The organism is Herbiconiux sp. L3-i23 (assembly GCF_023734115.1).
In the GTDB taxonomy this organism is placed as follows: Bacteria; Actinomycetota; Actinomycetes; order Actinomycetales; family Microbacteriaceae; genus Naasia.
In genome coordinates this window covers 374,449-401,121 of the sequence record NZ_AP025737.1, presented here as the reverse complement: position 1 = coordinate 401,121, position 26,673 = coordinate 374,449, and the positions used below count along the sequence as shown (strand labels likewise).

General features: G+C 68.9%; 23 protein-coding genes. 10 read left to right on the top strand and 13 right to left on the bottom strand.

What is annotated here, in order from left to right; all coding sequences use genetic code 11:
* Positions 1–28 precede the first annotated feature (28 nt).
* A complete protein-coding gene (locus tag NGH83_RS01970) occupies positions 29–1,186 on the top strand; it encodes a glycosyltransferase family 1 protein (RefSeq protein WP_251857397.1) in 1,158 nt (385 codons plus the stop codon).
* Between the two features lie 133 nt (positions 1,187–1,319).
* On the opposite strand, the gene NGH83_RS01965 is transcribed toward NGH83_RS01970, so the two are convergent.
* A complete protein-coding gene (locus NGH83_RS01965) occupies positions 1,320–1,958 on the bottom strand; it encodes a histidine phosphatase family protein (protein ID WP_251857396.1) in 639 nt (212 codons plus the stop codon).
* 133 nt (positions 1,959–2,091) lie between these two features.
* On the opposite strand from NGH83_RS01965, the gene NGH83_RS01960 reads away from it, so the two are divergent.
* From NGH83_RS01960 to NGH83_RS01950, 3 genes are all read left to right on the top strand, one after another.
* A complete protein-coding gene (locus NGH83_RS01960; protein ID WP_251857395.1) occupies positions 2,092–2,967 on the top strand; it encodes a decaprenyl-phosphate phosphoribosyltransferase in 876 nt (291 codons plus the stop codon).
* 236 nt (positions 2,968–3,203) lie between these two features.
* Positions 3,204–6,176, top strand: coding sequence for an arabinosyltransferase domain-containing protein (locus NGH83_RS01955; protein ID WP_251858424.1), 2,973 nt, complete (start codon positions 3,204–3,206; stop codon positions 6,174–6,176).
* Positions 6,177–6,382: 206 nt separating this feature from the next.
* Complete coding sequence (locus NGH83_RS01950; protein ID WP_251857394.1) at positions 6,383–7,528, top strand: hypothetical protein; 1,146 nt, start codon at positions 6,383–6,385, stop codon at positions 7,526–7,528.
* A gap of 4 nt (positions 7,529–7,532) precedes the next feature.
* Here the strand turns inward: NGH83_RS01950 and NGH83_RS01945 are convergent, their stop codons facing one another.
* The 5 genes from NGH83_RS01945 to NGH83_RS01925 all read right to left on the bottom strand — a co-directional run bounded on the left by NGH83_RS01945 (position 7,533) and on the right by NGH83_RS01925 (position 13,051).
* On the bottom strand, positions 7,533–8,345 hold the full coding sequence (locus NGH83_RS01945; protein WP_251857393.1) for a glycosyltransferase family 9 protein: 813 nt from the start codon (positions 8,343–8,345) through the stop codon (positions 7,533–7,535).
* Between the two features lie 421 nt (positions 8,346–8,766).
* Positions 8,767–10,155 carry an LCP family protein gene (locus tag NGH83_RS01940; protein WP_251857392.1) on the bottom strand — a complete coding sequence of 463 codons (1,389 nt, stop codon included), beginning with the start codon at positions 10,153–10,155 and terminating at the stop codon, positions 8,767–8,769.
* 8 nt (positions 10,156–10,163) lie between these two features.
* Entirely contained in the window at positions 10,164–10,649 is a 486-nt protein-coding gene (gene purE, locus NGH83_RS01935; protein WP_251858423.1) for a 5-(carboxyamino)imidazole ribonucleotide mutase, read from the bottom strand.
* Positions 10,650–10,773: 124 nt separating this feature from the next.
* Complete coding sequence (locus NGH83_RS01930; RefSeq protein WP_251857391.1) at positions 10,774–11,910, bottom strand: acyltransferase; 1,137 nt, start codon at positions 11,908–11,910, stop codon at positions 10,774–10,776.
* A 31-nt stretch (positions 11,911–11,941) separates the two neighbouring features.
* Positions 11,942–13,051, bottom strand: a complete 1,110-nt coding sequence (locus NGH83_RS01925) for a 5-(carboxyamino)imidazole ribonucleotide synthase (RefSeq protein ID WP_251857390.1) — start codon at positions 13,049–13,051, stop codon at positions 11,942–11,944.
* Between the two features lie 106 nt (positions 13,052–13,157).
* Between NGH83_RS01925 and NGH83_RS01920 the strand changes: the two genes are divergently transcribed.
* Positions 13,158–13,643, top strand: a complete 486-nt coding sequence (locus NGH83_RS01920; RefSeq protein WP_251857389.1) for a GtrA family protein — start codon at positions 13,158–13,160, stop codon at positions 13,641–13,643.
* Between the two features lie 25 nt (positions 13,644–13,668).
* On the opposite strand, the gene NGH83_RS01915 is transcribed toward NGH83_RS01920, so the two are convergent.
* From NGH83_RS01915 to NGH83_RS01905, 3 genes are all read right to left on the bottom strand, one after another.
* A complete protein-coding gene (locus NGH83_RS01915; protein WP_251857388.1) occupies positions 13,669–14,664 on the bottom strand; it encodes a hypothetical protein in 996 nt (331 codons plus the stop codon).
* Positions 14,665–14,926: 262 nt separating this feature from the next.
* Positions 14,927–15,523, bottom strand: coding sequence for a PH domain-containing protein (locus NGH83_RS01910; RefSeq protein WP_251857387.1), 597 nt, complete (start codon positions 15,521–15,523; stop codon positions 14,927–14,929).
* Positions 15,524–15,529: 6 nt separating this feature from the next.
* The gene (locus tag NGH83_RS01905; protein ID WP_251857386.1) at positions 15,530–16,303 is read right to left on the bottom strand and encodes a biotin--[acetyl-CoA-carboxylase] ligase; all 774 of its coding nucleotides are present in this window, start codon (positions 16,301–16,303) and stop codon (positions 15,530–15,532) included.
* Positions 16,304–16,355: 52 nt separating this feature from the next.
* Here NGH83_RS01905 and NGH83_RS01900 point away from each other — a divergent pair, with 52 nt between their 5' ends.
* The 3 genes from NGH83_RS01900 to NGH83_RS01890 all read left to right on the top strand — a co-directional run bounded on the left by NGH83_RS01900 (position 16,356) and on the right by NGH83_RS01890 (position 19,053).
* Complete coding sequence (locus NGH83_RS01900) at positions 16,356–17,165, top strand: polyprenol monophosphomannose synthase (RefSeq protein WP_251857385.1); 810 nt, start codon at positions 16,356–16,358, stop codon at positions 17,163–17,165.
* A gap of 68 nt (positions 17,166–17,233) precedes the next feature.
* On the top strand, positions 17,234–18,826 hold the full coding sequence (locus NGH83_RS01895) for an acyl-CoA carboxylase subunit beta (protein ID WP_251857384.1): 1,593 nt from the start codon (positions 17,234–17,236) through the stop codon (positions 18,824–18,826).
* A complete protein-coding gene (locus NGH83_RS01890; protein WP_251857383.1) occupies positions 18,823–19,053 on the top strand; it encodes an acyl-CoA carboxylase subunit epsilon in 231 nt (76 codons plus the stop codon). The genes NGH83_RS01895 and NGH83_RS01890 overlap by 4 nt, the downstream gene beginning before the upstream one ends.
* A 404-nt stretch (positions 19,054–19,457) precedes the next feature.
* On the opposite strand, the gene NGH83_RS01885 is transcribed toward NGH83_RS01890, so the two are convergent.
* From NGH83_RS01885 to NGH83_RS01870, 4 genes are all read right to left on the bottom strand, one after another.
* Positions 19,458–20,495 carry a hypothetical protein gene (locus NGH83_RS01885; protein ID WP_251857382.1) on the bottom strand — a complete coding sequence of 346 codons (1,038 nt, stop codon included), beginning with the start codon at positions 20,493–20,495 and terminating at the stop codon, positions 19,458–19,460.
* The gene (locus NGH83_RS01880) at positions 20,492–21,796 is read right to left on the bottom strand and encodes a sensor histidine kinase (protein WP_251857381.1); all 1,305 of its coding nucleotides are present in this window, start codon (positions 21,794–21,796) and stop codon (positions 20,492–20,494) included. Before NGH83_RS01880 ends, NGH83_RS01885 begins: the two co-directional genes overlap by 4 nt.
* On the bottom strand, positions 21,786–22,490 hold the full coding sequence (locus tag NGH83_RS01875) for a response regulator transcription factor (protein WP_251858422.1): 705 nt from the start codon (positions 22,488–22,490) through the stop codon (positions 21,786–21,788). The genes NGH83_RS01880 and NGH83_RS01875 overlap by 11 nt, the downstream gene beginning before the upstream one ends.
* Before the next feature lie 238 nt (positions 22,491–22,728).
* Positions 22,729–23,982: a class I SAM-dependent RNA methyltransferase gene (locus tag NGH83_RS01870; RefSeq protein WP_251857380.1), complete on the bottom strand. Its 1,254-nt coding sequence runs from the start codon at positions 23,980–23,982 to the stop codon at positions 22,729–22,731.
* Positions 23,983–24,008: 26 nt separating this feature from the next.
* Here NGH83_RS01870 and NGH83_RS01865 point away from each other — a divergent pair, with 26 nt between their 5' ends.
* Both NGH83_RS01865 and NGH83_RS01860 read left to right on the top strand, forming a co-directional pair.
* Complete coding sequence (locus tag NGH83_RS01865) at positions 24,009–24,671, top strand: nucleoside triphosphate pyrophosphatase (protein ID WP_251857379.1); 663 nt, start codon at positions 24,009–24,011, stop codon at positions 24,669–24,671.
* Between the two features lie 86 nt (positions 24,672–24,757).
* Positions 24,758–26,581 carry a biotin carboxylase N-terminal domain-containing protein gene (locus tag NGH83_RS01860; protein ID WP_251857378.1) on the top strand — a complete coding sequence of 608 codons (1,824 nt, stop codon included), beginning with the start codon at positions 24,758–24,760 and terminating at the stop codon, positions 26,579–26,581.
* Positions 26,582–26,673 lie beyond the last annotated feature (92 nt).

The window sequence follows — 26,673 nt, the reverse complement described above, 5'->3', positions numbered from 1 at the left end:
TTCAGGCCTGCATGGATAGGCTCGAGCGGTGGTCACTTTACGAGTGGTGGTCGACCCGGCCCTCACGAGCTCCCCGCGCGGCACCGCCCGCTACAGCGTCGAGCTGACCCGAGCCCTGATAGCGAACGCACCCGCCGATTGCGAGGTCGAGGGCATCGCGTCGGCGCTCGACGACGCCCAGCGGGACGCCCTTGCGGAGCGTCTGCCCGAGCTCGAACAGGTGCACCACACGAGCCTCGGGCACCGCGAGCTCGCCTTGGCCTGGCAGAGCGGTTTCACCACCCGCCCGCTCGGCGGCATGATCCATTCCCCCACGCTGCTCGCGCCCCTGTCGAGGCACGACCGGCACGAGACCCCCGGCGAGCAGACGGTGGTGACCATCCACGATGCCGCTCCGTGGCTGTTCCCCGACTCGAACGACCCGAATCAGCCGTGGGTGCGCCGCATGGCGAAGCGGGCGCGTAAGCACGCCGACGCGATCGTGGTGCCGACCCATGCTGTGGCGGAAGACCTGTCGCGGTTCATCGACTTCGGCGACCGCATCCGAGTGATCGGTGGCGCGGTCTCATCGAGCCTCACGGTTCCTACCGCCGCGGAGGCCGATGCGATCGCAGAGCGCCTGCAGCTGCCCGATGAGTACGCACTGACCGTCGGCACCCTTGACCCGCGCCGGGGCATCGAGTCGCTGTTCCGAGCCGCCGCCTCGCCGCGGTTCCCGGACCTGCCGCTGCTGCACGTGGGTCCGTCGACCTGGCGGGAACAGTCGGTGGAGCGCGCGATCTTCGAGTCGGGTGCGCCGGAGGGCCGCATCCGCCATCTCGACCCGTTGCCCGACGCGGAGTTGGCGGTCGTGTTCTCGCGCGCCACCGTCGTCGTGGTGCCGAGCGTGCTTGAGGGATTCGGCCTCACCGCTGTCGAGGCACTGCACTTCGGGCGCCCGCTGGTGCACTCGGATGCCCCGGCTCTGCTCGAGGTCGTCGCGGGCGCGGGCGTCGAGGTCGACCGCTCCGACGCAGGCGCAGCAGGCGTGAACGACTACGCGGAGCGTCTCGCGGAGGCGATCGCGGACACCGTCGGCGACACCGCCCTGCTCGAGCGTCTCGGCATCGAAGCCCGCGATCGAGCAAGGGCATTCAGCTGGCGCGACTCGGCGGAGCGCGTCTGGCAACTCCACGCCGACCTGTGACCATTGCGGCGGAATGGTCTCGGTGCACTCCGCTTACTCGACCCTGGGCCCATAGCGCACGCTTGCGCCAGGGACTCGATAGGCTCCTCCGTCTCTACTCGACGACCGGACTGAAGCCGTACCGAGAAGCGGCTCAGACCGCTCCGACGTCCCTGAGGCCGAGGCCGCGGGCGGGCTCGGCGTACTCGACCTCGCGCCAACGGTCTCCGGCAAGTTCAAAGCTGGTGATGCTCGACAGAGTGCACCGCCGTTTGCGCGGGTCGTGGAACAGCCGCTGACCGGTGACCGCTCGGTGCGCCATCCAGATTGGGAGCTGATGGCTGACCATCACGACGTCGCCGCTCGCGACGCTCTCGCGCACCTTGTCCATCTCGGTGAGGACGCGGCGGGCGACGTCCTTGAACGGTTCGCCCCAGCTTGGACGCATCGGATTCATGAGGTAGCGCCAGGCGGCCGGCTTGCCGAGGATGCTGAGGTCCATCCGGTACTGCCCGCCCTCGAGCAGACTCGTCGCCTCGAGCAGGCCCTCGCGAATCTCAATCCCGAGCCTGTACGCGGCGGCGATCGGCTCGGCCGACTGCACCGCGCGCTCCAGCGGCGACGAGATGACCCGGGTCACGGTGCGCCCCTCGGCGACGAGGTGATCGGCGGCGGCCCGCGCGGTCTGCACGCCCTTCGCGGAGAGGGTGAACCCGGGCAGCCGCCCGTACAGCAGGCCGTCGGGGTTGGCGACTTCGCCGTGGCGGACGAGGTGCAGTCGGGAGGCGGTCACGACCACCTACTCTAGGCTCGCGGCACTCGGCGGCTACGCTTGAGGTTCTCGCAGGGCCGCCCCGACGCCGACATTCGCACGAAGGAGCACGGTCATCACCGATCCCGATCTGATCCCAGACCAGGTTCCCCGGGTGTCGAGCACGATCGGCGGGATCGCCCGGACGGCGCGACCGCGGCAATGGCTGAAGAATGTGCTCGTATTCGCCGCTCCACTAGCTTCTGCTCGCTTCCTCGAAGCATCGATCCTGCTCGACTCGCTGCTCGCCTTTCTCGCGTTCTGCGCTTCGGCGTCGGCCGTCTACTTCATCAACGACACGCTCGACGTGAAGGCGGACCGCGCCCATCCGCGCAAGAGGAATCGCCCCATCGCCGCGGGTATCGTCCGCATCCCCGCCGCAATCGCGACTGCGGTCATACTGCTTCTGGGCGGGCTCGGTCTGGCCCTCGCGGGCGGGTGGGAGCTACTCGTCGTGGTCGCCGTGTACGACACCATTCAGATCGCCTACTGCTTCTGGCTGAAACACCAGCCGATCCTCGACATCGCCGTCGTGTCCTCGGGCTTCCTGCTTCGTATGATCGCGGGCGGCGCGGCGACAGGCATCGAGCTCAGTCAGTGGTTCCTGCTCGTCGCAGTCTTCGGCTCGCTGCTGATGGTGTCCGGTAAGCGCTATGCCGAGATCCTCGCGAACCCCGACCTACAGGGCGAAGTGCGCGGATCGCTCAAGGGTTACTCACGAACCTACCTCGCCTTCATGTGGCACACCGCCGCCACAATCCTCGTCCTGGGTTACAGCCTGTGGGCGTTCGATCCGGCGACCGGCTCGGTGGATCTCTGGCTCTCGATCTCGGTGGCTCCGTTCGTATTGGCTGTGCTGCGCTACACGCAGCACATCGATCGTGGTGATGCCGAGGCGCCGGAGGACATCGCGATACACGACCGGATGCTGCAAGCCTTCGCCGCTGCCTGGCTCGTTCTCGTCGCGGTCGGCATCTACCTTCCGAGCTGAGTCGGCACTAGTGGCGTAGCACAGCCGCGAGGTGCACGAGGCGCTTGGAACAGGGCGGCTCTCGGCTACTCTCGTGATCCGTGGCCACAGCGAAAGCAGCGCAATCGCAGACCCGACGCCGGGGGCTCCCGGCATGGTGGAGCGACGCGATCGCTCGCCCGGGGGCGGTGACCGCCGGAATCTCGGCGCTGATCGCGATCCTCTCGGGCGCAGCTCTCGCGGTCGCGCCCGTCACTATGCAGAAGACGGTAGTGAATTGGCCATCGGATCCGGAGTCGACCCGATCCACCGCTCTGCTCCTCGCGAACCAGAACCCGCACTCCCTCGATCTCACCTTCGATGACGCGGCAGTCGATGCGGCCCAGGGGGGTGTCCTGTTCTCGACGATGCGGCCCGATCACGACGAGGCGGCGCTCCTGGGCTTGACGGTCGAAAGCGGTCCCGACTCGTTATCGCTGGCTTCCGGCGGATCGCGCGAGACGCTCAGCACCGACGGCGTCGAGGAATGGCAACTGCATTCCGATGTCGACGGGATGACGATGTACGCAGATGGAGAGAAGGTGCTCTCCTGGCCGGACGTCCTGCCTCCGCAGGTGGACGCGCTCATCACCGCTGCTAGCGAGGTGGGAGCGGATTCCCTGTCGGCCTCGCTGCTGGTCGTGAACGACTCCGACACCTCGCCCACCCCGCTCAAGATCGCGCTCATGGTCGTGATGTGGGTGGCTCTCATCGTCGCACTGATCGGACTGTGGCGGGACGACCGAACGTCGTCGGCGACCCGGCCGCGCAACGCCGCTCGCTTCCGTCCCTCCGGGGTTGATGCCGTCGTCGTGGGTGCGCTGCTGTTATGGATATTCATCGGACCGATGACAGACGACGACGGCTATTACGCCCACATGGCGTGGAATTTCGGGAATGCCGGTTTCGTCGGGAACTACTATCAGGTCTTCAATCACCCCTTCACGCCTTTCACGTGGTTCTGGCAGGCGCTCTGGGCTTGGCAGGAAGTCGGTGGCCATTCGCCTGTGTGGCTGCGCATCCCGTCATTCGCCGCGGCGGTGGCCGCCTGGTTCCTCTGCAGGGCGTTCCTCGATCGACTGCTTCCGCAGCGCTCCCGTCGCTTTACACTCGCCGCCCGCTTGCTCCTCGGGGTGTTCTTCATCGCGTGGTGGAGCGCGTACTCCATTGGGAGCCGGCCTGAAGCGATCGGGGCCCTGGCGTCGATCGCCGCATTGACTTTGATCAATCGAGCGATCGAGACGCGGACGCTCTTTCCCGCGGCGATGGGTGCTCTGGCGGCCGCCCTTGGTTTCGCTGCGCACACGACGGGCGGAGTGGCGTTCGCTCCACTTCTGCTCGGGCTCCCCGCCTTGTGGAGTATCGCGCGTCGCAACGGAACCTCGCTGCGGCGCGCGCTGCTGCGCACCACCGCTGTGATGTCGGTCGGGACGGTCGCCCTGTTCGCCGCTTTCGCCGACGCGAGCATTCGAGACATGCGGCTCAACAGCTCGTACTTCTCCCTGGTCGAGCAACCACTTGGGTGGAGGGACGAGTGGACCCGATATTCCTTCCTGCTTGCCAATGACCCCATGGGCTCGTACGCCAAACGCGCCGTCGTACTCATCGCGCTCGTGTGTCTCATCTGGTTCGTGGTCCTCTGGGTCGCGTCGCGATCCCGGAAGCAGCCGGCCCGCGTCCTTTCGCCCCTCGCGCTCGCCGGGTGGTCCTTCGCCGTCGGTCTGATAATCCTGTGGGTGACGACGAGCAAATGGACTCATCACTTCGGAGCCCTGGCGGCTTTCGGCCCATTGCTCATCGCCTCGGTCCTGTTCGTCGGTCCCCATGTCGCCCGCCAGATCATGGAGGGCAAGCGTCCCCCGGCTTGGCTTCCGATCATCGTTGCCACGAGCTTCGTCCCTGCGATCATCGTTTCGCTCCGAGGCCCCAACACGTGGGCGTATTCGTGGAACCAGTTCATGTACGCCAGCGGCGAGCCGCCGAGGATCGGCTCCACGCCGTTAGCCTCTCAAGCCATCTGGGCCGTGGTCCTTATCGCAGCCTTCGTCGGGTCTCGACTCGTCCTCGGCCGGGGCCGCTGGAAGTCCGTCTCCGCTCTGTACAGCACCACCGCTGTGGTCGCGCTCTTCGGGGTGCTCTCCACCGGCTACCTGTACGGGACCTTCGGCAACGCCGCCGTGCGCGGGATCGGCAGCTACTCCGTCGGCGCCGCCAACCTGGAAGACCCGTCAGGAGCCGCATGCATTCCTGAGCGCTCGATCGAGGTCTGGGACACGGTTCGAGGAGCTTCGCTCGAAGAGGAATCTGTGACTGTCGCTCGGGATGCCGACGGCTTGGTCCCTATCGCTCAGCGACCGGCGATCGACCTGTTCGACAACGGAGCCTTCGCGTCGCCCCTCGACGGAGAAGCCGATCCGGTACCGCCCGGGGCGGGCTCGGTTTGGGAGACGAGCAGCGACGTCTCGTCCGCCGGTGCATCGGCGACCGCGTGGTACGCCTTGCCGCCCAAGATCACCGACGAGCAGAGGATCACAGCGTTGGTGGCCGGCTCGGCCGCCCCAACTTCCGGGAACGGAATCATCGCTCAGGTCGGGCAGATCGTCGACAACGAGGTCGAGATCCAGCGAGAGTCGTGGATCACCGACACAGCGGACCGTCCGGGATGGCGCTCGGTTCTCACCGATCTTGGTCCCGAGGACCTTGGCAAGGGAAAGGTGCTGCGTCTCATCGGCGTGGACGCGGCCGCCACCCCGGGAAGCTGGTTCGGGTTCAGCGCCCCCCGCCTGGTCGACGCCGAAACCATGCGGGACGTCGTCGGCGACTCGCCTTCTCTCGTCGCGTGGCAGTCGAGCTTCCTCCTCCCCTGCGCGAACCCTCTCGCGATTTCGAACGGGATCATCGAACCCCCGCGGTATGCCACGACGTGGGGCAACGGCAGCCCGGACAACATCTGGGTCGAGTCCCGAGGTGGAACACTGGTCGGGCCGTCGCGTCTCGCGTCGGTCAGCACTCCCGTCTCCTCGATGCCGCAAGTGGGAACCGTATGGGGACGTCTGGTCCTCTTCGACTACGGTGTCCAGACTGTCGGATACGACGTCTCGACCTCTCCCGTGGTGGTGGATGGCATCAGCTCCCCGTTCGGACCTCTCCCCCAGTTGGTCGCTCGGGAGAGGGAACGCGCCGCTCTGTGAGCGACGAGAGCTGCCCTGCGAGTCAGTAGGGTGACTTGAGGCCGAGGTGCAGGGGCGCCTTGGTCTTCTGTCCGGTCGGTAGGAGGCCGCTCATCACCGCAGCGAAGTTCCCAAGTGCTGTCGCAGGTCCCTTCGTCTACCTGGTCGCTGCCGGCATCCTCGGCGGTGTCGGAACCTACGTCGTCGTCATCCTCGCCGGGCGATCGTTGACGGAAGCCGATTACTCGGATTTCTCCTGGTTCTGGTCCCTCGTCGTACTGATCGGCCTCGGCCTGTTCCTGCCGATCGAGCAAGAGATTGCTCGACGAGGTGCGATCGCCGGCGCACGTGCCGTTCCTGTCCGCTCCGCGCTTCCCACGGTCGTTCTGGTGGCGGTTGTCTCCGCAGCTCTCGCCCTTGCCATTACCATCGCGGTAGCGCGCGGTACGAACACGGTCGTGCTCTGCTCGGCCCTGGCGGCGACGTCGGCCGCGTACGCCCTGCAGTACGTGGTTAAGGGTGAACTTGCCGCACAGCTGCGGGTTTCGGAGTATGCGGCCGTGACTGCGATCGAAGCCGTGCTCCGAATCGCGTTGTCGGCCGTCTTCGCCGTCATGGGCGGCGGTGAGCTGGTGGCCTTCGTCGCGGTTATCCCCGTCGCGGCCGTTCTCTCGGCGGCGTGCGGACTGGCGCTACTGACTCGCGCTCGGCGCGCTCCTGCCGGCTCCGAACACTCGACCGACGGAAGCCAGGACACAGCGCAGGGGTTTGGGACGAGTGTGCGCCACCGGGTCGCGTCGTCGATCGTCCTGCAGGTACTGCTCAACTTCGCACCGATTGCTGCGTTCGTCTTCGAAGGCGGCGCCGGCGCAACGCCGGGGCTCCTCCTCGTGCTCGTCTCGCTCGCGCGAGTACCCATCTTCGGGTATCAGTCCGTGCAGGGGGCGCTGCTGCCGAGGCTGATCGCGCTCGGACAGGCTCGCGGACACAGGGCCTACGTGGTAGCTGCTCGCTGGACAGTCGCCGCGGCAGCACTCCTTGCGATGTTCTGGAGCGCCGCGCTGCTCATCGGCGGCGCATTGTTGATCGAGGTCTTCTTCGGCACTCGATACGTCGTGCCATCGAGCACCGTCGCACTCGTCGCAGGCGCCTTCGCAATCCTGCTGACCGCCATGGTGACATCGGACGCACTCCTGGCTGCAGGCCGTCACCGGTCGGTGTCAGTCTCCTGGTTTGCTTCACTCGCTGTAGCGGTCGGCTGTGCGCTCGCGCTCCAAGACCTGACGTTGCGCTCGGTGCTGCCGATCGCGGCCGGCGGCCTGATGTTCCTCACAATCGGTCTCATCATGCTGACACGACCTGAGCGGTCCTGACAGGTCAGCCGACGACGTCGACATCGAACACGGACAGCCGGGTATCGAGGTGCTTCGAGCACTCGAACGCGATCGGGCACATGGGCACCTGACCGAACACGGTGCAAGGGCGACAGGGCAAGTCCGCACGGAAATGCATCCGCGAACCCGCGCCGAGCGGTGCCCACTTCTTGTCGCGGCCGGCAGTGAACAGGACGTCGGCGGGGACACCGTAGTAAGTCGCCACGTGAACGAGGCCCCCGTCGATCGTGATGAGACGCTCAGCCTCACCGATCGTCTGCACCACGTCGCGGAAGCTGCCGGGTCGAGGTGTTAGCTGCCCTGCCGCGAGCTGCAAAAGAGAGAGACCAAGCCGCTCCTCGGCCGGGCCGAACACGAGGTCGAGAGGCTCATCGCCTGCCACCGACCTTACCCAGCCAAGCCATGCCTCTGCGCTTAGATTGCGCGACTCGCTGTGCGTGCCACCCAGCGCGACCACCGAGCGGCCGTTGGACGCGAGTCGGCGCGGCACTGCGAGCAGGTCCGATGGCACCGGCACACCCTCCGCTGCTGAGATCAGTCGGGCGAATTCGAGCAGTTCGTGTGCGTCCTTCCAGTCGTAGCCGACCCGAGACGTGAATGAGGCGCGTCCGCGATTGGTGTCGAATCCAACCAGTTGTCCGCGCCGACGCACTGCCCAGTCGGATGCCACGGCGGCGAGACCGAACCGCTGCTCCGAGTTGATGACCGTCCGATATCGACCGGTCGCCTTCAGCAGGGTGCCGACGGTGTTCTGGTCGTAGTAGACGGCGTCGAGCCCACCGTGTTTGGCCCACACCGCGGCACGTTTCTCGATCAGCCACGTCGCGTCAGCAGGATTCAGCCCTAGACGTTCGTACGCGAGCTGCAACAGGATCAAGTCCCCCATACCGCCCGGCCGGACGATCAGCCGGTTCCGCGGTCGAGGCGACCACCGCAGACTGCGGGTAGCGCGGACGGCAGGGGCGATCAGCGCCGTCGCTCTCCTGTCGATCTCCTTCAGCCGATCACCGGATGAGCCGTTCTTCAACGTGAACCACTCCGCACCCAAGCGGCATCGGGACCTGACGGCCGCGCCTCTAACGCCCGGACCAGGTGCCGAGCAGTCGACTCCCAGGAGGAGGATGGTGGATGCCGCTGCACGAAGTCCTCCTCACCTCGAACCAACCGGTCGACTCCAACAATGCTAACCGCGTGGTTCGCTTCCCCTGAGCGCCGCCTCACTCCTCGGGAGTGAGCGCCATCGCCTGCGCCGTCATCTGCTGGATGAGGGCGTAGTCGGGCGCCTCGGGATCGATGGTGGGCGGCACGAACTCGAGGTCCGTGATCGGCTGCCCCTTCGCCTTCAGGGCGAGCTCGACGAAGTGGCCGAGCGTGCCCTGCGGGACGTCCGTCTTCACCACGTCCGCGCCGGCGGCGGCCACGTCCTGGAACCGGGCGAGCACGTTGGCGGGATCCATCTGCTGGATCATCGCCTGCTGCACCTCGCGCTGACGCTGCATACGCGCGTAGTCGCCGGTATCGCTGCCGTGACGCGACCGTGCGTACCATAGCGCCCAGTTGCCGTCGAGGTGCTGCACGCCGGGCTCGATCCACGTCTCGACGTCGGAGAGGTCCTCGCTACCGCCGATCGGAATGCGCTCCTTGACGTCGATGGTGATGCCGCCGAGCGCGTTGATCAACTGCTCGAAGCCGTACATGTCGATGAGCACGTAGTACTGGATCTGGATGCCGAGCGCGCCTTCGACGGCGTCGCGCATCGCCTCGATGCCGGGCTCACTGCCCTCGGCGAGGGCGTTCGGGTAGAGGTCGGGGCTCTTCAGCGTGACCTCGGTGTAGATGGAGTTCAGCATGCAGACGTCGACGTCGCAGTAGTCGTCGTAGCCGTAACCGTCGGGGTAGTTCGCGAGCATCGGCGACTCGGGAGAGAACGGGATGTTCGTGAGGTCGCGCGGAAGCCCGAACATGCTCACCTTGCCGGTCGCGTCCTCGATGCTCACGACCGAGATGCTGTCGGGGCGGAGGCCTTCGCGGTCGGGGCCGGCGTCGCCGCCGAGCAGCAGGATGTTGTACCGGCCGTTGATCGGCGGCTCCGGCGGCGCGGCCTGGAAGACGTTCGAGATGGTGTCCCGAGTCACTCCGGCGATCATCGTGCCGTAGGCGGCGGTGCCGGTGAGCAGCACGAGCGCGGCGATGGAGAACACGGCGATCGCGGGACGCATCGGGGGCCGGACGCGGACGAAGCGCACGAGTCGCAGCGTGTCGAGGGTGACGACGATCCACACCACCGCGTAGCCGACGAGCAGGATCTGCACGACCCAGAGCACGATCGGGTTGGTGGCGGCGGTGAAGATCACGCTCGGCCACAGGAAGTAGACGGCCACGGTGAGCACCACCAGCGCCCAGAGCGCCAGGGTGGTGCCGAGCGCGAACCGGCCGAGCCGCCGGTTGCCCGCGAGCGTCTGAGCGGCACCGGGCACCAGCAGGTTCAGCACGACGAGGAACCAGCCGCGACGCGTCATCACCCGTTGGGTCATGGGACTCGGGGTGCGCAGGGTGCTGCCGGCGCCGAGCCCTGCATCCGTACCCGCCGAGCGGGTCGGAGTCATCGCCCTACTCACGGCGCCTCGGCGGCGCCGAGCCCGGCCTTCAGAGCCGCATTCTTCTGCTCGACCTGGGTCGCGAGGGTCTGCATGTACGCCTCCAGCTTGCCGGTGAGGCCGGAATCCGCCGTGGCGAGGATCTTGACCGCGAGGAGGCCCGCGTTCTTCGCGCCGCCGATCGAGACGGTCGCAACGGGGACGCCGCCCGGCATCTGCACGATCGAGAGGAGCGAGTCGAGCCCATCGAGGCGCGACAGCGGAACGGGCACTCCCACGACGGGAAGGGTCGTGACCGCGGCCAGCATGCCGGGGAGGTGTGCAGCACCGCCGGCGCCGGCGATGATCACCCGGAGGCCGCGGCGCTCGGCGTTCCGGCCGTAGTCGATCATCTTGTCGGGCGTGCGGTGCGCGCTCACGACCTCGATCTCGTGGGGAACGCCGAACTCGGTCAGCACCTGAGCGGCGTCGCGCATCACCGACCAGTCGGAGTCGGAGCCCATGACGACGCCGACCAGCACCGACTTGGCGTCGCTGGACCTCGCGGGGGCGGGCAGCTCGGCGGCATCTCGGGCTTCTTCGGCGCGCGAGATCGCGACCGCACTCTCGTCGGACATGACGGCCATGCTAAAGCCGCTTCCGGCGATTGCGACGTACGGCGCGCGCCCTGTCACCCCAGCCTCGCCGTCGCCCCGGTTCCTTCGTAGGGGATTCGATGCCACTCGAGCGATCGGACGGTGTCGACCCGACCATCCACGTCGGGGCGACGAACAACCATCGGAGTGGCGAACTCAGCAGCGCTCCCCCGACCCACCACGTGACGGCCACGATGACAAGGGCGAAAGCCGGCGTGGCGACGGTGGAAACGAGATCCGCGGGTCCGAGCGACGAAAGCCATGGCGTTTCGACGATGGCCTTCGCGAGAAGATGCAGAGCGACCCACTGGAGTGCGTAGATGGGCAGTGTTCGCCGGCCGACCGCCACCAAGGATTGCGCGACGCGGCCCTGGTAACGACCTCTGCCGAGAACGAGGAATGCGGCGAGCAGCGCGGACACGGACAGCAGCCACCTGATCTCCGACGTGACCCCTGCCGCGCTCGCAAGGAGCGTCAGGAGCAGGAACGTCGACACCGCCAGGATCGTCCACGCCCACGAGGCCCCCTCGACGAGACGGACCACGGCGGCACGCAAGTGCAGCGCCGCGTAGAACCAGACGAAATTGGCGCAGACCGCCCCGAAAAACACCGAGCCGAAGAGCGTGCTGACGGACCCGCGAGTGAGATCTTCGACGATCGGCGCGAGCATCGCGACGCCGAGAAGGGGGATCACGCCCCAGCGCGACCAACGTCCCATCCATCTGATCAAGAAGTGGCTCAGCAGGAAGTACAGGCCGAGCGCCCAGAAGAACCACAGCCCGGTGGGGAAGAGGAAACTCGCGACGATGTCGTACGACTCGGGGAATGGGTCGCCGCGTCCTCGAACCGAATACAACAGGTGCAGGAGCTGGATGACCGACCACAGCACATAGAGATAGGCGAGGCCGATGGTCCGGCGCCGCGTCAGGCGCAGCGGCCGTCGCACCGCCCGCTCCGCCAGCATGCCCGAGATGAAGAAGAACAAGGGCATGCGCAGCGGCGCCAGCGCCTCGTCGATGACGGGCCACACGCCGGAATGGTCGCCGAGCACCGCTCCGACCACGAACATGACGTGATAGATGGTGACGAGCACCATGCTGACGCCGCGGCCGGCATCGATCCAATCCACGCGCCGTCGCGTCGACTCCGTCACCCGCGACTCACTCGAAGAACGCCGCTGCCGCTCGTGCGCGGTAGGCGGTGTCGTCGAGGTCGTCGCCTCCCGCCGTCACGTGGCCGACCTTCCGACCCGGCCGGGGGTCTTTGCCGTACGTGTGGAATTTCACCGTCGGCTGGTCGGCGAGCGCGGCGGGGAAACGGTCGACGAGTGCGCCGTCGGTCGGCCCGCCGAGGATGTTGACCATCACGCTCCACTCGTCGCGGCACCCGGCCGCCCCGAGCGGCAGGTCGAGCACCGCGCGAAGGTGCTGCTCGAACTGGCTCGTCGTCGATCCGTCGATGCTCCAGTGCCCCGAGTTGTGCGGTCGCATGGCGAGTTCGTTGATGAGGATGCGCTCGTCGTCGGTCTCGAAGAGTTCGACCGCGAGGACGCCGGTGACGCCGATGCCCTCGGCGACGGCGTAGGCGATGTCCGTCGCACGGTCGGCGATCCGGCCGGCGGACCGCGGCGCGGGGGCGATGACCTCGGCGCACACTCCGCCCCGCTGCACTGTCTCGACCACCGGCCACGCCGAGATCTCCCCCGCCGGGCGGCGTGCGACGAGCTGCGCGAGCTCGCGAGTGAAGTCGACGGCCTCCTCGATCAGCAGTTCGTCGTGCTGCTCCAGCCAGTCGGCGGCGTCGACCGCGGTGGTGATGACGCGCACGCCCTTGCCGTCGTAGCCCCCGCGCGGGGTCTTGAGGACGGCGCGTCCGCCGTGGTCGGCGAGGAACGCGTCGACGCCGTCCGCGTCGACGACGCGCGCCCAGTCGGGCACCGGCAGACCGAGTCCCCCGAGACGCTCGCGCATCAGCAGCTTGTCCTGGGCGTAGAGCAGCGCGTCGGGGCCGGGGCGCACCGCGACGCCGTCGGAGACCAGTGCGCGGAGGATCTCCTGCGGCACGTGCTCGTGATCGAAGGTGACGACGTCGACGGTCTGCGCGAAGCGGCGGACGGTGTCGAGGTCTGTGTAGTCGCCGACCTGCGTCACGGCGATGCGCGCGGAGCTGCCCTCGGCCTCACCGAGGACCGCGATCTCGACGCCGAGTTCGACCGCCGCGGGCACCATCATGCGGGCGAGCTGCCCGCCTCCGATCACGCCGACCCTCATGGCACGTCCCCTTACTCGATTCGCTTAGACTCCAGCACGACGGAGCTGGACGGGATCGCGGCGCCCCGAGCGGCGGTCCCCGACCTCTCTAGAGTACGAGGAGTCGATGGCCACCGACCAAGCGGTCCCGCGGACGCGGCTCCGAGCCTCCGTCTCGGTGCTGCTCGGGCAGCTGTGGAAATTCGCGCTCGTCGGCGGTGTCGGCTTCGTCCTCGACTTCGGCGTCTTCAACCTGCTGCGGCTCACGGTGCTGAGCCCGGACGCGGTACATGAAGGCCCCATCGTGGCGAAAGTGGTCTCGACGAGTCTCGCCATCATCGCCAACTGGATCGGCAACCGGTACTGGACCTTCGGACCGCATCGCCGGTCGGACAGCGCCGTGGAGGCCCTCGAGTTCGTGGTCGTCAGCCTGGCGGGCATGGGCGTCGGGCTGCTCTGCCTGTGGGTGTCGCACTACGTGCTCGGCCTCACCTCGCTGCTCGCCGACAACATCTCGTCGAACGTCGTCGGGTTGCTGCTCGGCTCGCTGCTGCGCTTCGCGCTCTACCGGCACTGGGTCTACCACCCGCGCCGCTCGAGGCGCTCCCGATAGGCCCGTTACTCCGCAGCCCTGGCGCTTAGCGCTTCCGCAGGACTCGGTAGTCGCGGACAAGGCTTCGCGGCGACTCCATCAAACGCAATCGCCGCTCGATCCGTGCGAGTAGTGACCAGGAGATCTCATCGGGCGACGGCGGAATCTTCCCTTGTTCCTCCGCCTCCAGGACGAGCCGGCGGTAGCCGCGGCGAGCCGCGTTCGAAAGCTCTCTCCCGCCGGGGGTGCGGAGGAAGCCGTACTCCACAGTCGAATAGTCGTCGTATCCTGCGGCGCGCAAGTCCTCCACGTATGTGTCTTCGAGTAAGCGGATCTCAGCGAGGTGCGCGGCGTCGTTCGCGATCGGATTCGCGGGCGAATGAGTGAGCTGCGGAGACGATGCCCGCGCACCTCGGGGCCTGACACCCGAGTAGTGCATCAGCACAAGCGGCGCGTCGCCCACGTACCAGACCCCGTCTTCTCGATGCAACGGGCGCTCCTCGAGGTTCCACCATCCGACGTTGTATGCGTGACTCTTCAAGACATCGACGTCGAAGTACTGCAGAGCGAGGTCCATCACGCGCTGGTCCACCCACTCGGACCCGCGGAGATCGTCGATGCAGTTGCGCTTGAGGCGGCTGTGCCACCAATCGAGAACTGGCAACGACGCGCGCGTTGCACCCACGAAACCGGTGTTGATGATCCCGTAAGTCTTGAAAGTGAATTCGTAGAAATGACGATCTTTGTACGCCGGAGGGGTGAGCCGATGCGGAGTGAGCACCGTCCCGGTGCCGTTTCTCAACAATTCGATCGCCTCGGACATGGGCTGAAACAGCCGCATATCGGGGTCGAGGAAGAAGACGATGTCCGATTTCTCGAGTTCACTTTTCAGAAGGAGCGCCTTGAACGCGGTGGCGTACTCGATCGGCTTGTAGATGCTCTGCATGATGGCGAGCTCGTGCGGATCCGCGACCAAGTGTTCGGGGCGGGCAATCTCAGCACCGTCGACTGTGTCGTCAGGACCGTCAAGCAGGAGGACCACTCGACGAGAATCGGGGTGCAATCTCGCCACGGATTCCATCAGCGTTCGTGCGAATGGAAGATAACTGCGACTGACGGTAGTGACTATCGACATGGACATGAATCGGATCCTCTCGGGTGACGCCGACATCGAGGAGACGCGGCAGAGGGGCAGGTTGGGGCAGACCTGCGGAAAGATTATGGGGCCTCGAAGAATTGAGGAATACCCGCCTTCGAGGGGCGTCGCTCGTCGTGCTCGCCGAGCGTTCGAATCGGCGTGCGGCTCAGGGGTCGAACGGGCGCCGCGTGCCCTCGGGCTGCCTGCTGCGCGGAGCCGTCATCCCCGAGCCGTGGAGCATCAGGTCGGCGAGGGTCTGACGCACCAGCACCGCATCGGGGACGTCGCGCAGCACGAACTCCTCGCCGCCCCGCCCCGCGACGACGACATCCCCGCTGCGCGCGAGGATCTGCAGCGGACCTCGCCGCACGACGACCTCGCCCGAGCGGCTGTGCAGCAGCTCCTGACGGCGGCGACTGAACAGACCCCGCCTCTCGACGACGCGGTGCGTGCTGATGACGTACACCCGTGACGCCCAGAGGAGCAGGGGCAGCACGCCGAGGACCAGCACGAGGAACGCGGCCGCGTAGGGCAGGGCCGCGTTCTCCCACGACTCGGGGAGGTTGCCCGCGAAGTAACCGGCGGCGGCGCACACCGCGATGACCGCGACGGCGGGGAGCATCAGCACACGCGCCGACGAGTGCATCCGCGCGACGACGGTCTCAGCACTGCCCGGCGCGGCCGGTGCCACGGGGTCGGCGCCCGGCGACGCGCCACGATCACGGCGTCGCGTGTCGCCGCTCCTGCCCCGTTCGCCCGTCATGACTCATTAATACCGCAGGTGCGTCACATCGCCTGCGGCGACCACGAGCGGCGGCCCGGCAGCACCGCGGTCGACGACGAGCCGGCCCGACGCGTCGATGCCGGTCGCCTCGCCGACCTGCTCGCTCCCGTCGGGCAGGAGCACCCGGACCGCTCTGCCGACGGTGCCGCACGCCCGCTCCACTCGGAGCCTCGTGCCGCTCGTCTCCGCGTCGCCGCCGGTCGCGGAGAGCGCGTCGAGTTCGTCGCGCAGCCGCTCGAGGTAGCCGCCGAGGACCGTGTCGACGGACGCCTCGACGCCCTCGACGGCGAGGGAGGTCGCCGTCGGCACCGGAAGCTGCTCCGCCGTCATCCCCATGTTGACCCCGGAGCCGATCACCGCACCGGACAGGTCAGGCAGCAGTTCGGACAGGATGCCGCACACCTTCCGCCCGCCGATCAGCACGTCGTTCGGCCACTTGAGCTCGGCGCGAGCGCCGGCCTCCTCCAACGCGCCCGTCATCGCCAATCCGGCGACGAGCGGCAGCCACCCGAACGCCTCGACCGGGATAGCGGGCCGCACGAGCACGGAGGCGGCGAGCGCGGAGCCCGCCGGCGCGGTCCAGGTTCGCCCCAGCCTGCCGCGGCCGCTCGTCTGCTCATCCGTCGCCACCACCGACAGCGAAGGCCAGGCCGACTCCCCTTCCGAACCCGCCCGCCCGACGAGCACATCGTTGGTCGACCCTGCTCGCTCGAGCCACTCGAGTCGGGACGCGGCGGCGAGGGTGCGGGGCAGCTGCATCCGGCCACGGTAGTGCACGGCCGCGGTCCGACCTGCGCCCTACTATTGCGGGGTGCCCGACGCCGCCCCTGTTCCCCCGCGCGGCGACGGCGTGCGCAGGGCGCTGGTCGTCGTGCCGACCTACAACGAGGTCGAATCGCTGCCCACGATGCTCACCGCGCTGCTCGGCGCCCCGGGCGACTTCGACGTCCTGGTCGTCGACGATGCATCCCCCGACGGCACCGGCGACCTCGCCGACCGCCTGGCGGCGCAGGAGCCGCGCATCTCGGTGCTGCACCGCGCAGGCAAGGACGGGCTGGGGCGCGCCTACCTCAGCGGATTCCACCAGGCGCTCGACGCCGGATACGACGTCGTCGTCGAGATGGACGCCGACGGCTCCCATCCCGCTTCCCAGGTGCACGAACTCGTCCACGCGGCGATGACCGAAGCCGACCTCGTCGTCGGGTCCCGATGGGTCCCGGGCGGCCGGGTCGTCGACTGGTCCAGGGCCCGTCAGGCCCTCAGCCGCGGCGGCAACCGCTACGCGCGGATCGTCCTCGGACTGCCCGTGCGCGACTCCACCTCCGGCTTCCGCGCCTACCGCGCCGAGCTGCTGCGCCGCCTGCCGCTCGATGACGTCGAGTCGCGCGGCTACTGCTTCCAGATCGACATGACCCTCCGCTCGGTCGACGCCGGCGCCTCGATCCGGGAGATCCCGATCGTCTTCCGCGAACGCGAACAGGGCACGTCGAAGATGAGCCGATCGATCGTCGCCGAAGCGATGCTGAGGGTCACCTGGTGGGGTCTGCGGCGACGCCTCCGAGGCGGAACCGCGCGGGCGGGGAGCCGATCCGGGGCGCATCCGGTGGCCGGACGCCGCTAGGACCGAGGGCGGTCCTTTGTCGGAAACGTCAACGGGGCGGCCGCAGGGCGGAAAGGTATGGTGAAGCCGTGACCGACTCGGGCCCCGACCTCTCGACGACCGCCGGCAAACTGCAGGATCTGCGCGACCGCTTCCACGAGGCCGTCACCGCGAGCAGCGGTGCCGCAGCCCAGAAGCAGCACGCGAAGGGCAAGAAAACGGCGCGAGAGCGCATCGAGCAGCTGCTCGACCAGGGCTCCTTCGTCGAACTCGACGAGTTCGTGCGTCACCGCACGCACGCGTTCGGCATGGAGAGCAAGCGGCCGTACGGCGACGCCGTCGTCACGGGACTCGGCACGATCCACGGACGCCAGGTCGCCGTCTACTCGCAGGACTTCACCGTCTTCGGCGGCTCGCTCGGCGAGGTCGCGGGCGAGAAGATCATCAAGGTCATGGAGCACGCCCTCAAGACCGGCGTGCCCATCATCGGCATCCTCGACTCCGGCGGCGCCCGCATTCAGGAAGGCGTCGTCGCGCTCGGCAAGTACGGCGAGATCTTCCGCCGCAACACCGCCGCGTCGGGTGTCATCCCGCAGATCTCAATCGTGATGGGTCCCGCCGCGGGCGGCGCCGTCTACTCCCCCGCCCTCACCGACTTCGTGATCATGGTCGACAAGACCAGCCAGATGTTCGTGACCGGCCCCGATGTCATCAAGACCGTCACCGGCGAGGACGTCGGCATGGAGGAGCTCGGCGGTGCGCTCACGCATAACACCCGCTCCGGTGTCGCGCACTACCTCGCCAACGACGAGGACGACGCACTCGACTACGCCCGCGCGCTGCTCGCGTTCCTCCCCGACAACAACATGTCCGACGCCCCGGTGTACGCGGCCGAGGCCGAGCTCGAGATCACCGACGCCGATCGTCGCCTCAACACGATCATCCCCGACAGCCCCAACCAGCCGTACGACGTGCACACCGTGATCGAGCACATCGTCGACGACGGCGAGTTCCTCGAGACCCAGCCGCTCTACGCCCCGAACATCGTCGTCGGCTTCGGCCGCGTCGAGGGACGCAGTGTCGGCATCATCGCCAACCAGCCGAGCGCGATGGCGGGCACGCTCAACATCGACGCCGGCGAGAAGGCGGCCCGGTTCGTCCGCTTCTGCGATTCGTTCTCCATACCGATCCTCACCCTCGTCGACGTCCCCGGCTACCTGCCGGGCACCGATCAGGAGTGGACGGGCGTCATCCGCCGTGGAGCCAAGCTGCTCTACGCCTACGCCGAGGCGACCGTCCCGCTCGTCACCGTCATCACCCGCAAGGCGTACGGCGGCGCGTACATCGTGATGGGGTCGAAGCAGCTGGGCGCTGACCTCAACTACGCGTGGCCCACCGCCGAGATCGCCGTCATGGGCGGCCAGGGCGCGGTCAACATCCTGTACCGGGGCGAGATCAAGCGCGCCGAGGAGGCCGGCGAAGACGTCGCCGCCGTGCGCAACCGGCTCGCGAGCGAGTACACCTACAACGTCGCGAGCCCGTTCCTCGCCGCCGAGCGCGGCGAGCTCGACGGGGTCATCGAACCCGCCGCCACGCGCGTCGTCGTCGTCAAGGCGCTGCGCGCTCTCCGCACGAAGCGCGCCAGCCTGCCGCCGAAGAAGCACGGGAACATCCCGCTGTGAGCGGTCAGCGCCACGAGGGGGCGACGCCGCTCCCCGACGCCGACGCGTCGATCCGCGTGCTCACCGGCAATCCCGACGACGACGAACTCGCCGCCGTCATCGCCGTGCTCAGCGCCGCAGCGGCCGAGCAGCCCGCGGCACCCCCCGAGGTGGACATCCCGAGGAGCGCGTGGGAGCTGTCTCAGCGCCCGCTGCGTAGCTGGTCGCCCGACGCGCGCTGGCGCTGACGCCGTAGCGCCTCCGGTATCGAGACGCGGGCGCTGATAACTCGCGCCGATCGTCGCAGTCGGCCGCCCGAGACGGCGCATGCCAGACGCGAGGCCGGGAGAAAAGGAATGAGGGCCGGTCCACCCCTGAACCGGCCCTCGTAAACCCCGAGTCAAGGTAGTAACCCGAATACCGCCTTGACTCGCCCCCAGATCACTCGCCCGCTTACCCTAGTCGGCGAGTGCCCGGTGGTGTCCTTGGAAGAGACACCTAGCAACATCAATAATGCAGTCCCCCATCTCCGACCATAAGTCGGCATTTGGGGGGACACCCGGGGTACAGTTACCCCGGTTCCGCCCGGAAACATGCGGATCGCTCATCTGGAACGATCTGTCCATAGGGGTACACCCCTTGGATGGGGACGTCACCCCGCCACGGCCGTCGCCTCGGCGTGACGAGGGATCTCGAGCCACAGGTCGAGCTCGTCGTCGTCCTCGTCGTCGTCCGACATCCCGACGCCGTCGCCCGCCGAGCGCAGACCGACGATGGTGACGGCGGTGTCCGAGTCGGAGGGCACCGTGCGGATGATGATGCGGTCGGCGCTCGAACCGTGCAACGCGTCCTCGATGCCGGCGAGGACCCGCTGCAGGTCCGACTCGTCCAAGTCGTCCACGCCGCCTTCGTCGAGCAGCTGCACGCTCGCGCCGCGCCGCCGCGCCGCCATGATCTCGCGGCGCACGGCGTCGTTCAGCAGGCGACGCCCGCGGATCTCGTCACGCAGGGCGCCCTCGAGGATGAAGCACTCTGCGCGGTCCTGCTCGCTGATGTTGCCGCCGGTCAGCACGATGCGCTGAAGCATGCTCTCGGCGGTCTTGCTCGTCTGCACGAGCCGGAACTGGCGTTCGTAGAGATGCGCCTCCTGGGCCGCCTGCCAGTCGACCGCCTCCCGCTCAGCGAGCGCGAACTGGCGGGCGTCGCGCGCCGCCTTCGCGAGCGCGTAGGCGACCATGTTGGCGAGGGCCACCCACACCACACTGCCGAGCACGCCCATGTCGGCGGCCTTGCCGAGTCCGCCCCACACGACGGACTGCAGGACGAGGATGGCGATGCCCACCCAGCCGAGGACGTACTGGCGCCGCACCGCCGTGATCGTCATCAGAGTGCCGGCTGCGGCGACATGCCAGGTCTCGTACCCTGTCGCGGTGCCCGGCTCGAGCTGCGAGGTGACGAGGAAGCAGTCCGCCGCGACGACGCCGACGTTGAACGCCGCGAGCGGCGTGGTCATGGCGATGGGGCTGAGGGGCCACAGGCTCAGCAGGGTCGCGACGCCGTAGAGCACCATCGCGACCACGGGCGCCCACGGGTTCGCCTCACCGCGCAGGGCGAAGCTGCCGAGGACGATGTGGTACGCCGAGAACAGTGCGCCGACGGCGAGGATCGTGGTCCGGGAGACCGACATCATGAGCGGTCACCCCGGCTCTCGGCGATGAGTTCCGAGACGACCGGAGCCCCCGGGACGACCTCGATCGCGGGCTCGGCCGGCCAGCGCAGCGTCACCGTCGTCCCGACGCCGGGCGTGGAGTCGACCCCGGCGTCCCCGCCCACGTGGACGACCCGCTCGATGATCGAGGTGCGCACGCCGAGACGCTCGGCGGGCACACGCGCCATGTCGAAGCCCGCACCGTCGTCGGACACCTCGATGCGGATCTCCGGGTCGACACCACCGCGGGTCGTGAGCCGCACCGACCGCGACACCGGGCGCTCGGGCCTGCCGGCGTGGATGACGCTGTTCACCATGGCCTGGGTCGCCGCCTCGGCGAGGGCGTCGGCCACGACGGACGCCATGACGATGTCGTCCTGCACGCGGATGTGCACATCGAACGCCTTCGTCTGCTCCGCCACCGCGAGGCGCAGACGCCCGACGAGCTCCTCGATCCGCACGTCCGTGCGCACCGACGGGAAGGTGCTCTGCGCCTCGTTCAGATGGTCGATCGCACCCTTGGCCATCCGCACGGCGAGCGCCTTCGTCTCGGCGGTGCGGGCGCGGGCGGCCGACAGCAGGGTGATGAGCACGTTGTCATGCACCAGGGCGTCGACTCGGACGCGCTCGTTCTCGGTGGCGTGATGCCTGACCGCGGTGGCGTAGCTTTCGAGCGCGTAGCCCTGCGCCTGGTCGACCGCCCGGGCCGCCTGACGCAGGGAGACGATGATGACGAGCATCACGAGCCCGATGAGGAAGCAGTAGATCGCATCGAGGCTGGCAGCGAGCGGCGTGGCGGACCCGCCGCTCGGGACGCTGCGGATCAGGCCGAGCGTCGCGGTGGCGACGATCGTGTACGCCAGCGCGAAGACCCAGCGCCGCGGGAAGGCGACGACGGCGTAGCCGGTGGCCACGTTGCAGAGGTAGTAGATCCACGGCACGTCCTGCGAGGCGGGCAATGGTCCGACGGCGATCGGCCAGCACAGCAGCGCAAGGAGGTACACGCCGGCGAAGAGTCCGAAGATCGGGGCCGTCCACTGCCGGAAAAGAGCGGCGAGGCCCGCCAATGCCAGCGTGCCGAGCACCCCGACGACGATGGTGAGTCCGATCGGCGTGGTCATGAGCGGCCACTGCTCGATCAGCGGACCGAGCGTCTGCAGACCGAAGACGACTCCGAGCACCGTTCCCGCCGTCGAGGCGAGGACCTCGACCTGGCTGGACGTGATGGGGTTGGGCGGGCGTCTGAGGCCCGGCCCGGGACGAGCAGGCTCGTCAGCGCTCATCGATCGCGTCGGGGTCGAGCCCCGGCAGGATGCCGTCCTCGACAGCACGACGCAGCAGATCCACCTTCGTCGGCGCCGGACGGCCGACCTCGACGTACTTCACGCGGATGCGGTCGAGGTATTCGCGCGCCGTCGAGGCGGCGATGCCGAGCTGCTGGGCCACCATCTTGAGCGGCAGTCCCGAAGCGTAGAGGTGCAGCACGTCGCGCTCGCGACGCCCGAGCTGAGCCTTCGCGAAGTCGGCGTCCGCGTCGATCGCGCTCGCCCATTCGAGGTTGTTGAGCACTTCGCCGTGCGCCACCGAGCGGATCGCCGACATGACGGTCTGGGTGGCGGCGGACTTCGGGATCACGCCGGCCGCGCCGGCGGCGAGCGCCTCCCGGACGCTGCCGACCCGGTCGGCGATGCTGTGCACCAGCACTCCGGCGCCGGTGGCCTGGATCTTCTTCACGTTCTCGGTCACGACGGACCCGTCTCCGAGCGAGAGGTCGAGCACGACGACGTCGACTTCGCGTCCGCCGAGTGCCTTCACCAGGTCGTCGACGTTGGCGGCCTCCTCGATGAAGGTGTAGCCGGAGTCGATGCAGGCGGCGCGCAGTCCGAGTCGGACCGACTCGTGGTCGTCGACCGCCGCGACCCGGACAGCGACCAGAGGAGTCGCCTCGGCGCCCTCTGTCGTGTCATCGGCGTGCATGCCCGTCCGTCGTTCCATCGTTTCGATCACGGTGAACCTGTTCTCCCCCGAACCCGTCCCCTGGTTCTGCTGACCATGGTAGGGCGCGACGCGAGAAATGTACCCCGGCGGGACGCCCCCAATTCGCGGCGCGCGGGGCGAGTGGCGTTTTTCCGCCCCGGTTGCGCCCTCGTCGGGGAGTGGACAGACCTGTCGCCTCCGCCCGGAAAACGTCACCCGTTCGGTCGGAGCCGCCGGTTCAGTCGCGCACGAACGTCGCGACCGCCTCCAGGTGATGGGTGTGCGGGAACAGGTCGAAGGCGCGCAGCGACGCGAGCCGGTACCCCGCCTTCGCCGCGTATCCGGTGTCGCGGGCGAGGGCGATGGGATCGCAGGCCACGTACACGAGCTGGGCGGGTGCCAGGCGGCCGAGGCTCGCCATGACCTCCCGTCCGGCGCCGGAGCGCGGCGGGTCGAGCACGACGCTCGCGCGGCGGAGCGCGTCGCGGTCACGGTCGGAGGAGCGCCGTTCGAGCCCGTTCAGGAACCGGTCGACGCGGGCGGTGGTGGCACGGGCGCCCCGGACATCCGCGAGGTTCTCGGCGGCGAACGAGGTCGCCCTCCGGTCGGCCTCGACGGTCTCGATCGACACGGCGCCGTCGAAGCGGTCCGCGACGGCGGCCGCGAGCAGGCCCACTCCGCCGTACAGGTCGAGATTGCGGGCGTCGGCGTCGAACCGGGTGACGTCGAGCGCGTCGCCCACCGCGTCGGTCAGGGTGCGCGCGGCGGCGGTGTGCACCTGCCAGAACCCGCCCGCCGCGAGTCGGAACGCGCGGTCACCCACCTTCTCGACGACCGGCGCCCGGTCGCCGGAGCCACCGTCGCCGAGCACGCGCACGTCGCCGGCCGAGGTAGCGATGACCTCGATCGCGGTATCCGTGCCGGCGGGGACGGTCGTCGGAGCGGCCGCGGCGACGGCGTTCTCCGCGAGGGGCAGGTCGGCGACGGGGATGACGCGGTGGGAGCGGGCGGCGAAGGGGCCGACCTCGCCCGTCTCGGAGACGTGCAGGCGGATGCGGGTGCGCCATCCGGTGCCGTCCGCGCGACCCGCGACGGGCTCGACCGGCGGAACGCTGGTCTCGGCGTCGTCGACGCCGCCGAAGCGACGCATCCCGTCGACGAGGACGTCGCGCTTGAGTGCTCGCTGGCGGTCGAGCCGGATGTGACCGAACTCTGCGCCTCCCGGACGCTCGTCGGGGTCGTTCTGCACCGAGGCGGCCGACCAGACGTGGTCCTGCCGGTCGGCGGATGCGTCGAGGACGCGGACGGTCTCCGCCCGCCAGAACCGGTCGTGGGTGGTGTCCGCCACGCGGGCGAGCACCCGCTCGCCGGGGAGGGTGTCCGCCACGAACACCACACGGCCCTCGTGCCTCGCGACCGCGACGCCGCCGTGCGCGATATTCGTCACCTCGAGTTCGAGGGTGTCGGCGGGGGTCGGGCTGGAAGCGGACATCCGTTCGAGCATGTCACAGTACGTTCATGCCCACCCTGTACCTGGCCTCCACCTCTCCCGCCCGACTCGCGCTGCTGCGCGCCGCGGGGATCGAGCCGGTCGTGCTCGCCTCGTCGGTCGACGAGCCTGCCGCCGTCGCCGCCGCCGAGGTCGCGGAAGGCCGGTCGCTGTCGACCGACGAGATGGTCCTGCTGCTGGCGCGCGCGAAGGCCGAAGCGGTGCTCGCCCAGCACGGCGCCGAACTCGACGGCTTCGTGCTCGGCGGCGACTCCGCATTCGAGATCGACGGGGTGGTCTACGGCAAGCCGCACGAGGTCGGGACCGCGCGCACGAGGTGGCTCGCCCAGCGCGGCCGCTCCGGGGTGCTCGCCTCGGGTCACTGGCTCATCGACGCGCGCCGCAGCTCCGGCGAGCCGCGGGGCGAGGGCGCGGTCGCGCGCGCCGGCGTCACCTTCGTCGACGACATGACCGACGGCGAGCTCGAGGCCTACCTCGCGAGCGGCGAGCCGCTCGAGGTCGCGGGCGCCTTCACCATCGACAGTCTCGGCGGCCCGTTCATCGAGCGCATCGACGGCGACCCGTCGACCGTCGTCGGGCTGTCGCTGCCCACCTTCCGTCGGCTGCTCGGCCGCTTCGAGGTGCCCGTCACCGACCTCTGGAATCGGGGCGGAGCACTCGCGGGCGGCTGAGGTTTTGTAGGGCACCCAAGACACCCGAGCCGATCTTTGTACGGAGCAACCAACGGCCGACGGGGGCTCGTCCGTAGGCTAAGAGGATGCCGAGCACTGCCGCGGGACCGTCGACCACGCCCTCGAAGACGACCACGCGTCCGATCACCAAGGTCCTGATCGCCAATCGCGGCGAGATCGCCGTGCGCGTCGTCCGCGCCGCGAAGGACGCGGGGATCCTCTCCGTCGCGGTCTACGCCGACCAGGATCGGAACGCGCTGCACGCGTCCCTCGCCGACGAGGCGTACGCCCTCGACGGCGCCACGAGCGCCGAGACCTACCTCTCCATCGAGAAGCTGCTGTCGATCGCCCGCCGTTCCGGCGCCGACGCGGTGCACCCGGGCTATGGCTTCCTCGCCGAGAACGCCGACTTCGCCCGCGCGGTGATCGACGCCGGTCTCGTCTGGATCGGCCCGCCGCCCAGTGCGATCGAGCAGCTGGGCGACAAGGTGACCGCGCGTCACGTCGCCGAGCGCGTCGGCGCCCCGCTCGCGCCGGGAACGCTGGAGCCTGTCGCTGACGCCTCCGAGGTGCTCGCGTTCGTCGACGAGTACGGGTTGCCGGTCGCGATCAAGGCCGCGTTCGGCGGCGGCGGACGCGGACTCAAGGTGGCCCGCACCCGTGACGAGGTGCCCGAGCTGTTCGAGTCGGCCACCCGTGAGGCCATCGCCGCCTTCGGTCGCGGCGAGTGCTTCGTCGAGAAGTACCTCGACCAGCCGCGCCACGTCGAGACCCAGTGCCTCGCCGACGAGTACGGCAATGTCGTCGTCGTCTCGACCCGCGACTGCTCGCTGCAGCGCCGCCACCAGAAGCTCGTCGAGGAGGCGCCCGCGCCGTTCCTCACCGACGAGCAGAACGCGGGCCTCTACGCCGCGTCGAAGGCGATCCTCAAGGAGGTCGGCTACGTCGGCGCCGGCACCTGCGAGTTCCTCGTCGCCCGCGACGGCACCATCTCGTTCCTCGAGGTCAACACGCGTCTCCAGGTCGAGCACCCTGTCAGCGAAGAGGTGACCGGAATCGACCTGGTGCGCGAGCAGTTCCGTCTCGCCGCCGGCGGCAGCATCGACTACCCGGACCCCGAGCCGCGCGGCCACTCCATCGAGTTCCGCATCAACGGTGAGGACCCGGGACGCAACTTCTTCCCCGCCCCCGGCCCGGTGCACGTGTTCCAGGCGCCCGGCGGCCCCGGCGTCCGCGTCGACTCCGGCGTCCGTGCGGGCGACGTCATTTCCGGCGCGTTCGACTCGCTGCTCGCGAAGCTGATCGTCACCGGCTCCGACCGGGCGGATGCGCTCGAGCGCTCGCGCCGGGCCCTCGACGAGTTCGAGGTCGCGGGTCTGCCGACGGTGCTGCCGTTCCATCGCGCGATCGTCCGCGACCCGGCATTCGCTCCGCAGAACGGCGACGCGTTCTCGGTGTACACGCGCTGGATCGAGACGGAGTTCGCCGGCGGGATCGAGCCATGGAGCGGATCGATCGTCGCCGACGAGGACACTCCCGCCGAGCCCGCACGCCAGGAGGTGGTCGTCGAGGTCGGCGGCAAGCGCCTCGAGGTGAGCCTGCCCGGCCGCCTGTTCGCAGGACCCGCCGCCGCGACCCGCCCGTCGGCCCCGCGACGTCGCGGCCACGCGCCGGCCGGTGTCGTGACCGCGACCGGTGACTCGGTGAAGGCTCCGATGCAGGCGACGATCGTGAAGCTCGCGGTCGGCGAGGGCGACACCGTGGTGAAGGGCGACCTGGTCGTCGTCCTCGAGGCGATGAAGATGGAGCAGCCGCTCACCGCGCACCGCGACGGCCGTGTGGCGAACATCGGCGCCCCGGTCGGCGCAACCGTCTCCTCGGGCACGGTCCTCCTCGACATCATCGGCTGACCCTCCCCACCCCCGCGAGCGCGGTGTGTTGCTCCCACCGCGGGTGTTTGTACAAGCGCGCTCGCAGCAACACACCGCGCTCGCCGGGGTAA

Coding starts and splice junctions, on each gene's coding strand:
- NGH83_RS01875 (WP_251858422.1), bottom strand. CDS start 22,490: ATGCACGCCGATGACACGACAGAGGGCGCCGAGGCGACTCCTCTGGTC.
- NGH83_RS01925 (WP_251857390.1), bottom strand. CDS start 13,051: ATGAGGGTCGGCGTGATCGGAGGCGGGCAGCTCGCCCGCATGATGGTG.
- NGH83_RS01885 (WP_251857382.1), bottom strand. CDS start 20,495: ATGATGTCGGTCTCCCGGACCACGATCCTCGCCGTCGGCGCACTGTTC.
- NGH83_RS01860 (WP_251857378.1), top strand. CDS start 24,758: ATGCCGAGCACTGCCGCGGGACCGTCGACCACGCCCTCGAAGACGACC.
- NGH83_RS01955 (WP_251858424.1), top strand. CDS start 3,204: ATGCAGAAGACGGTAGTGAATTGGCCATCGGATCCGGAGTCGACCCGA.
- NGH83_RS01870 (WP_251857380.1), bottom strand. CDS start 23,982: ATGTCCGCTTCCAGCCCGACCCCCGCCGACACCCTCGAACTCGAGGTG.
- NGH83_RS01880 (WP_251857381.1), bottom strand. CDS start 21,796: ATGAGCGCTGACGAGCCTGCTCGTCCCGGGCCGGGCCTCAGACGCCCG.
- NGH83_RS01910 (WP_251857387.1), bottom strand. CDS start 15,523: ATGACGGGCGAACGGGGCAGGAGCGGCGACACGCGACGCCGTGATCGT.
- purE (WP_251858423.1), bottom strand. CDS start 10,649: ATGGGCTCCGACTCCGACTGGTCGGTGATGCGCGACGCCGCTCAGGTG.
- NGH83_RS01865 (WP_251857379.1), top strand. CDS start 24,009: ATGCCCACCCTGTACCTGGCCTCCACCTCTCCCGCCCGACTCGCGCTG.
- NGH83_RS01920 (WP_251857389.1), top strand. CDS start 13,158: ATGGCCACCGACCAAGCGGTCCCGCGGACGCGGCTCCGAGCCTCCGTC.
- NGH83_RS01940 (WP_251857392.1), bottom strand. CDS start 10,155: ATGACTCCGACCCGCTCGGCGGGTACGGATGCAGGGCTCGGCGCCGGC.
- NGH83_RS01905 (WP_251857386.1), bottom strand. CDS start 16,303: ATGCAGCTGCCCCGCACCCTCGCCGCCGCGTCCCGACTCGAGTGGCTC.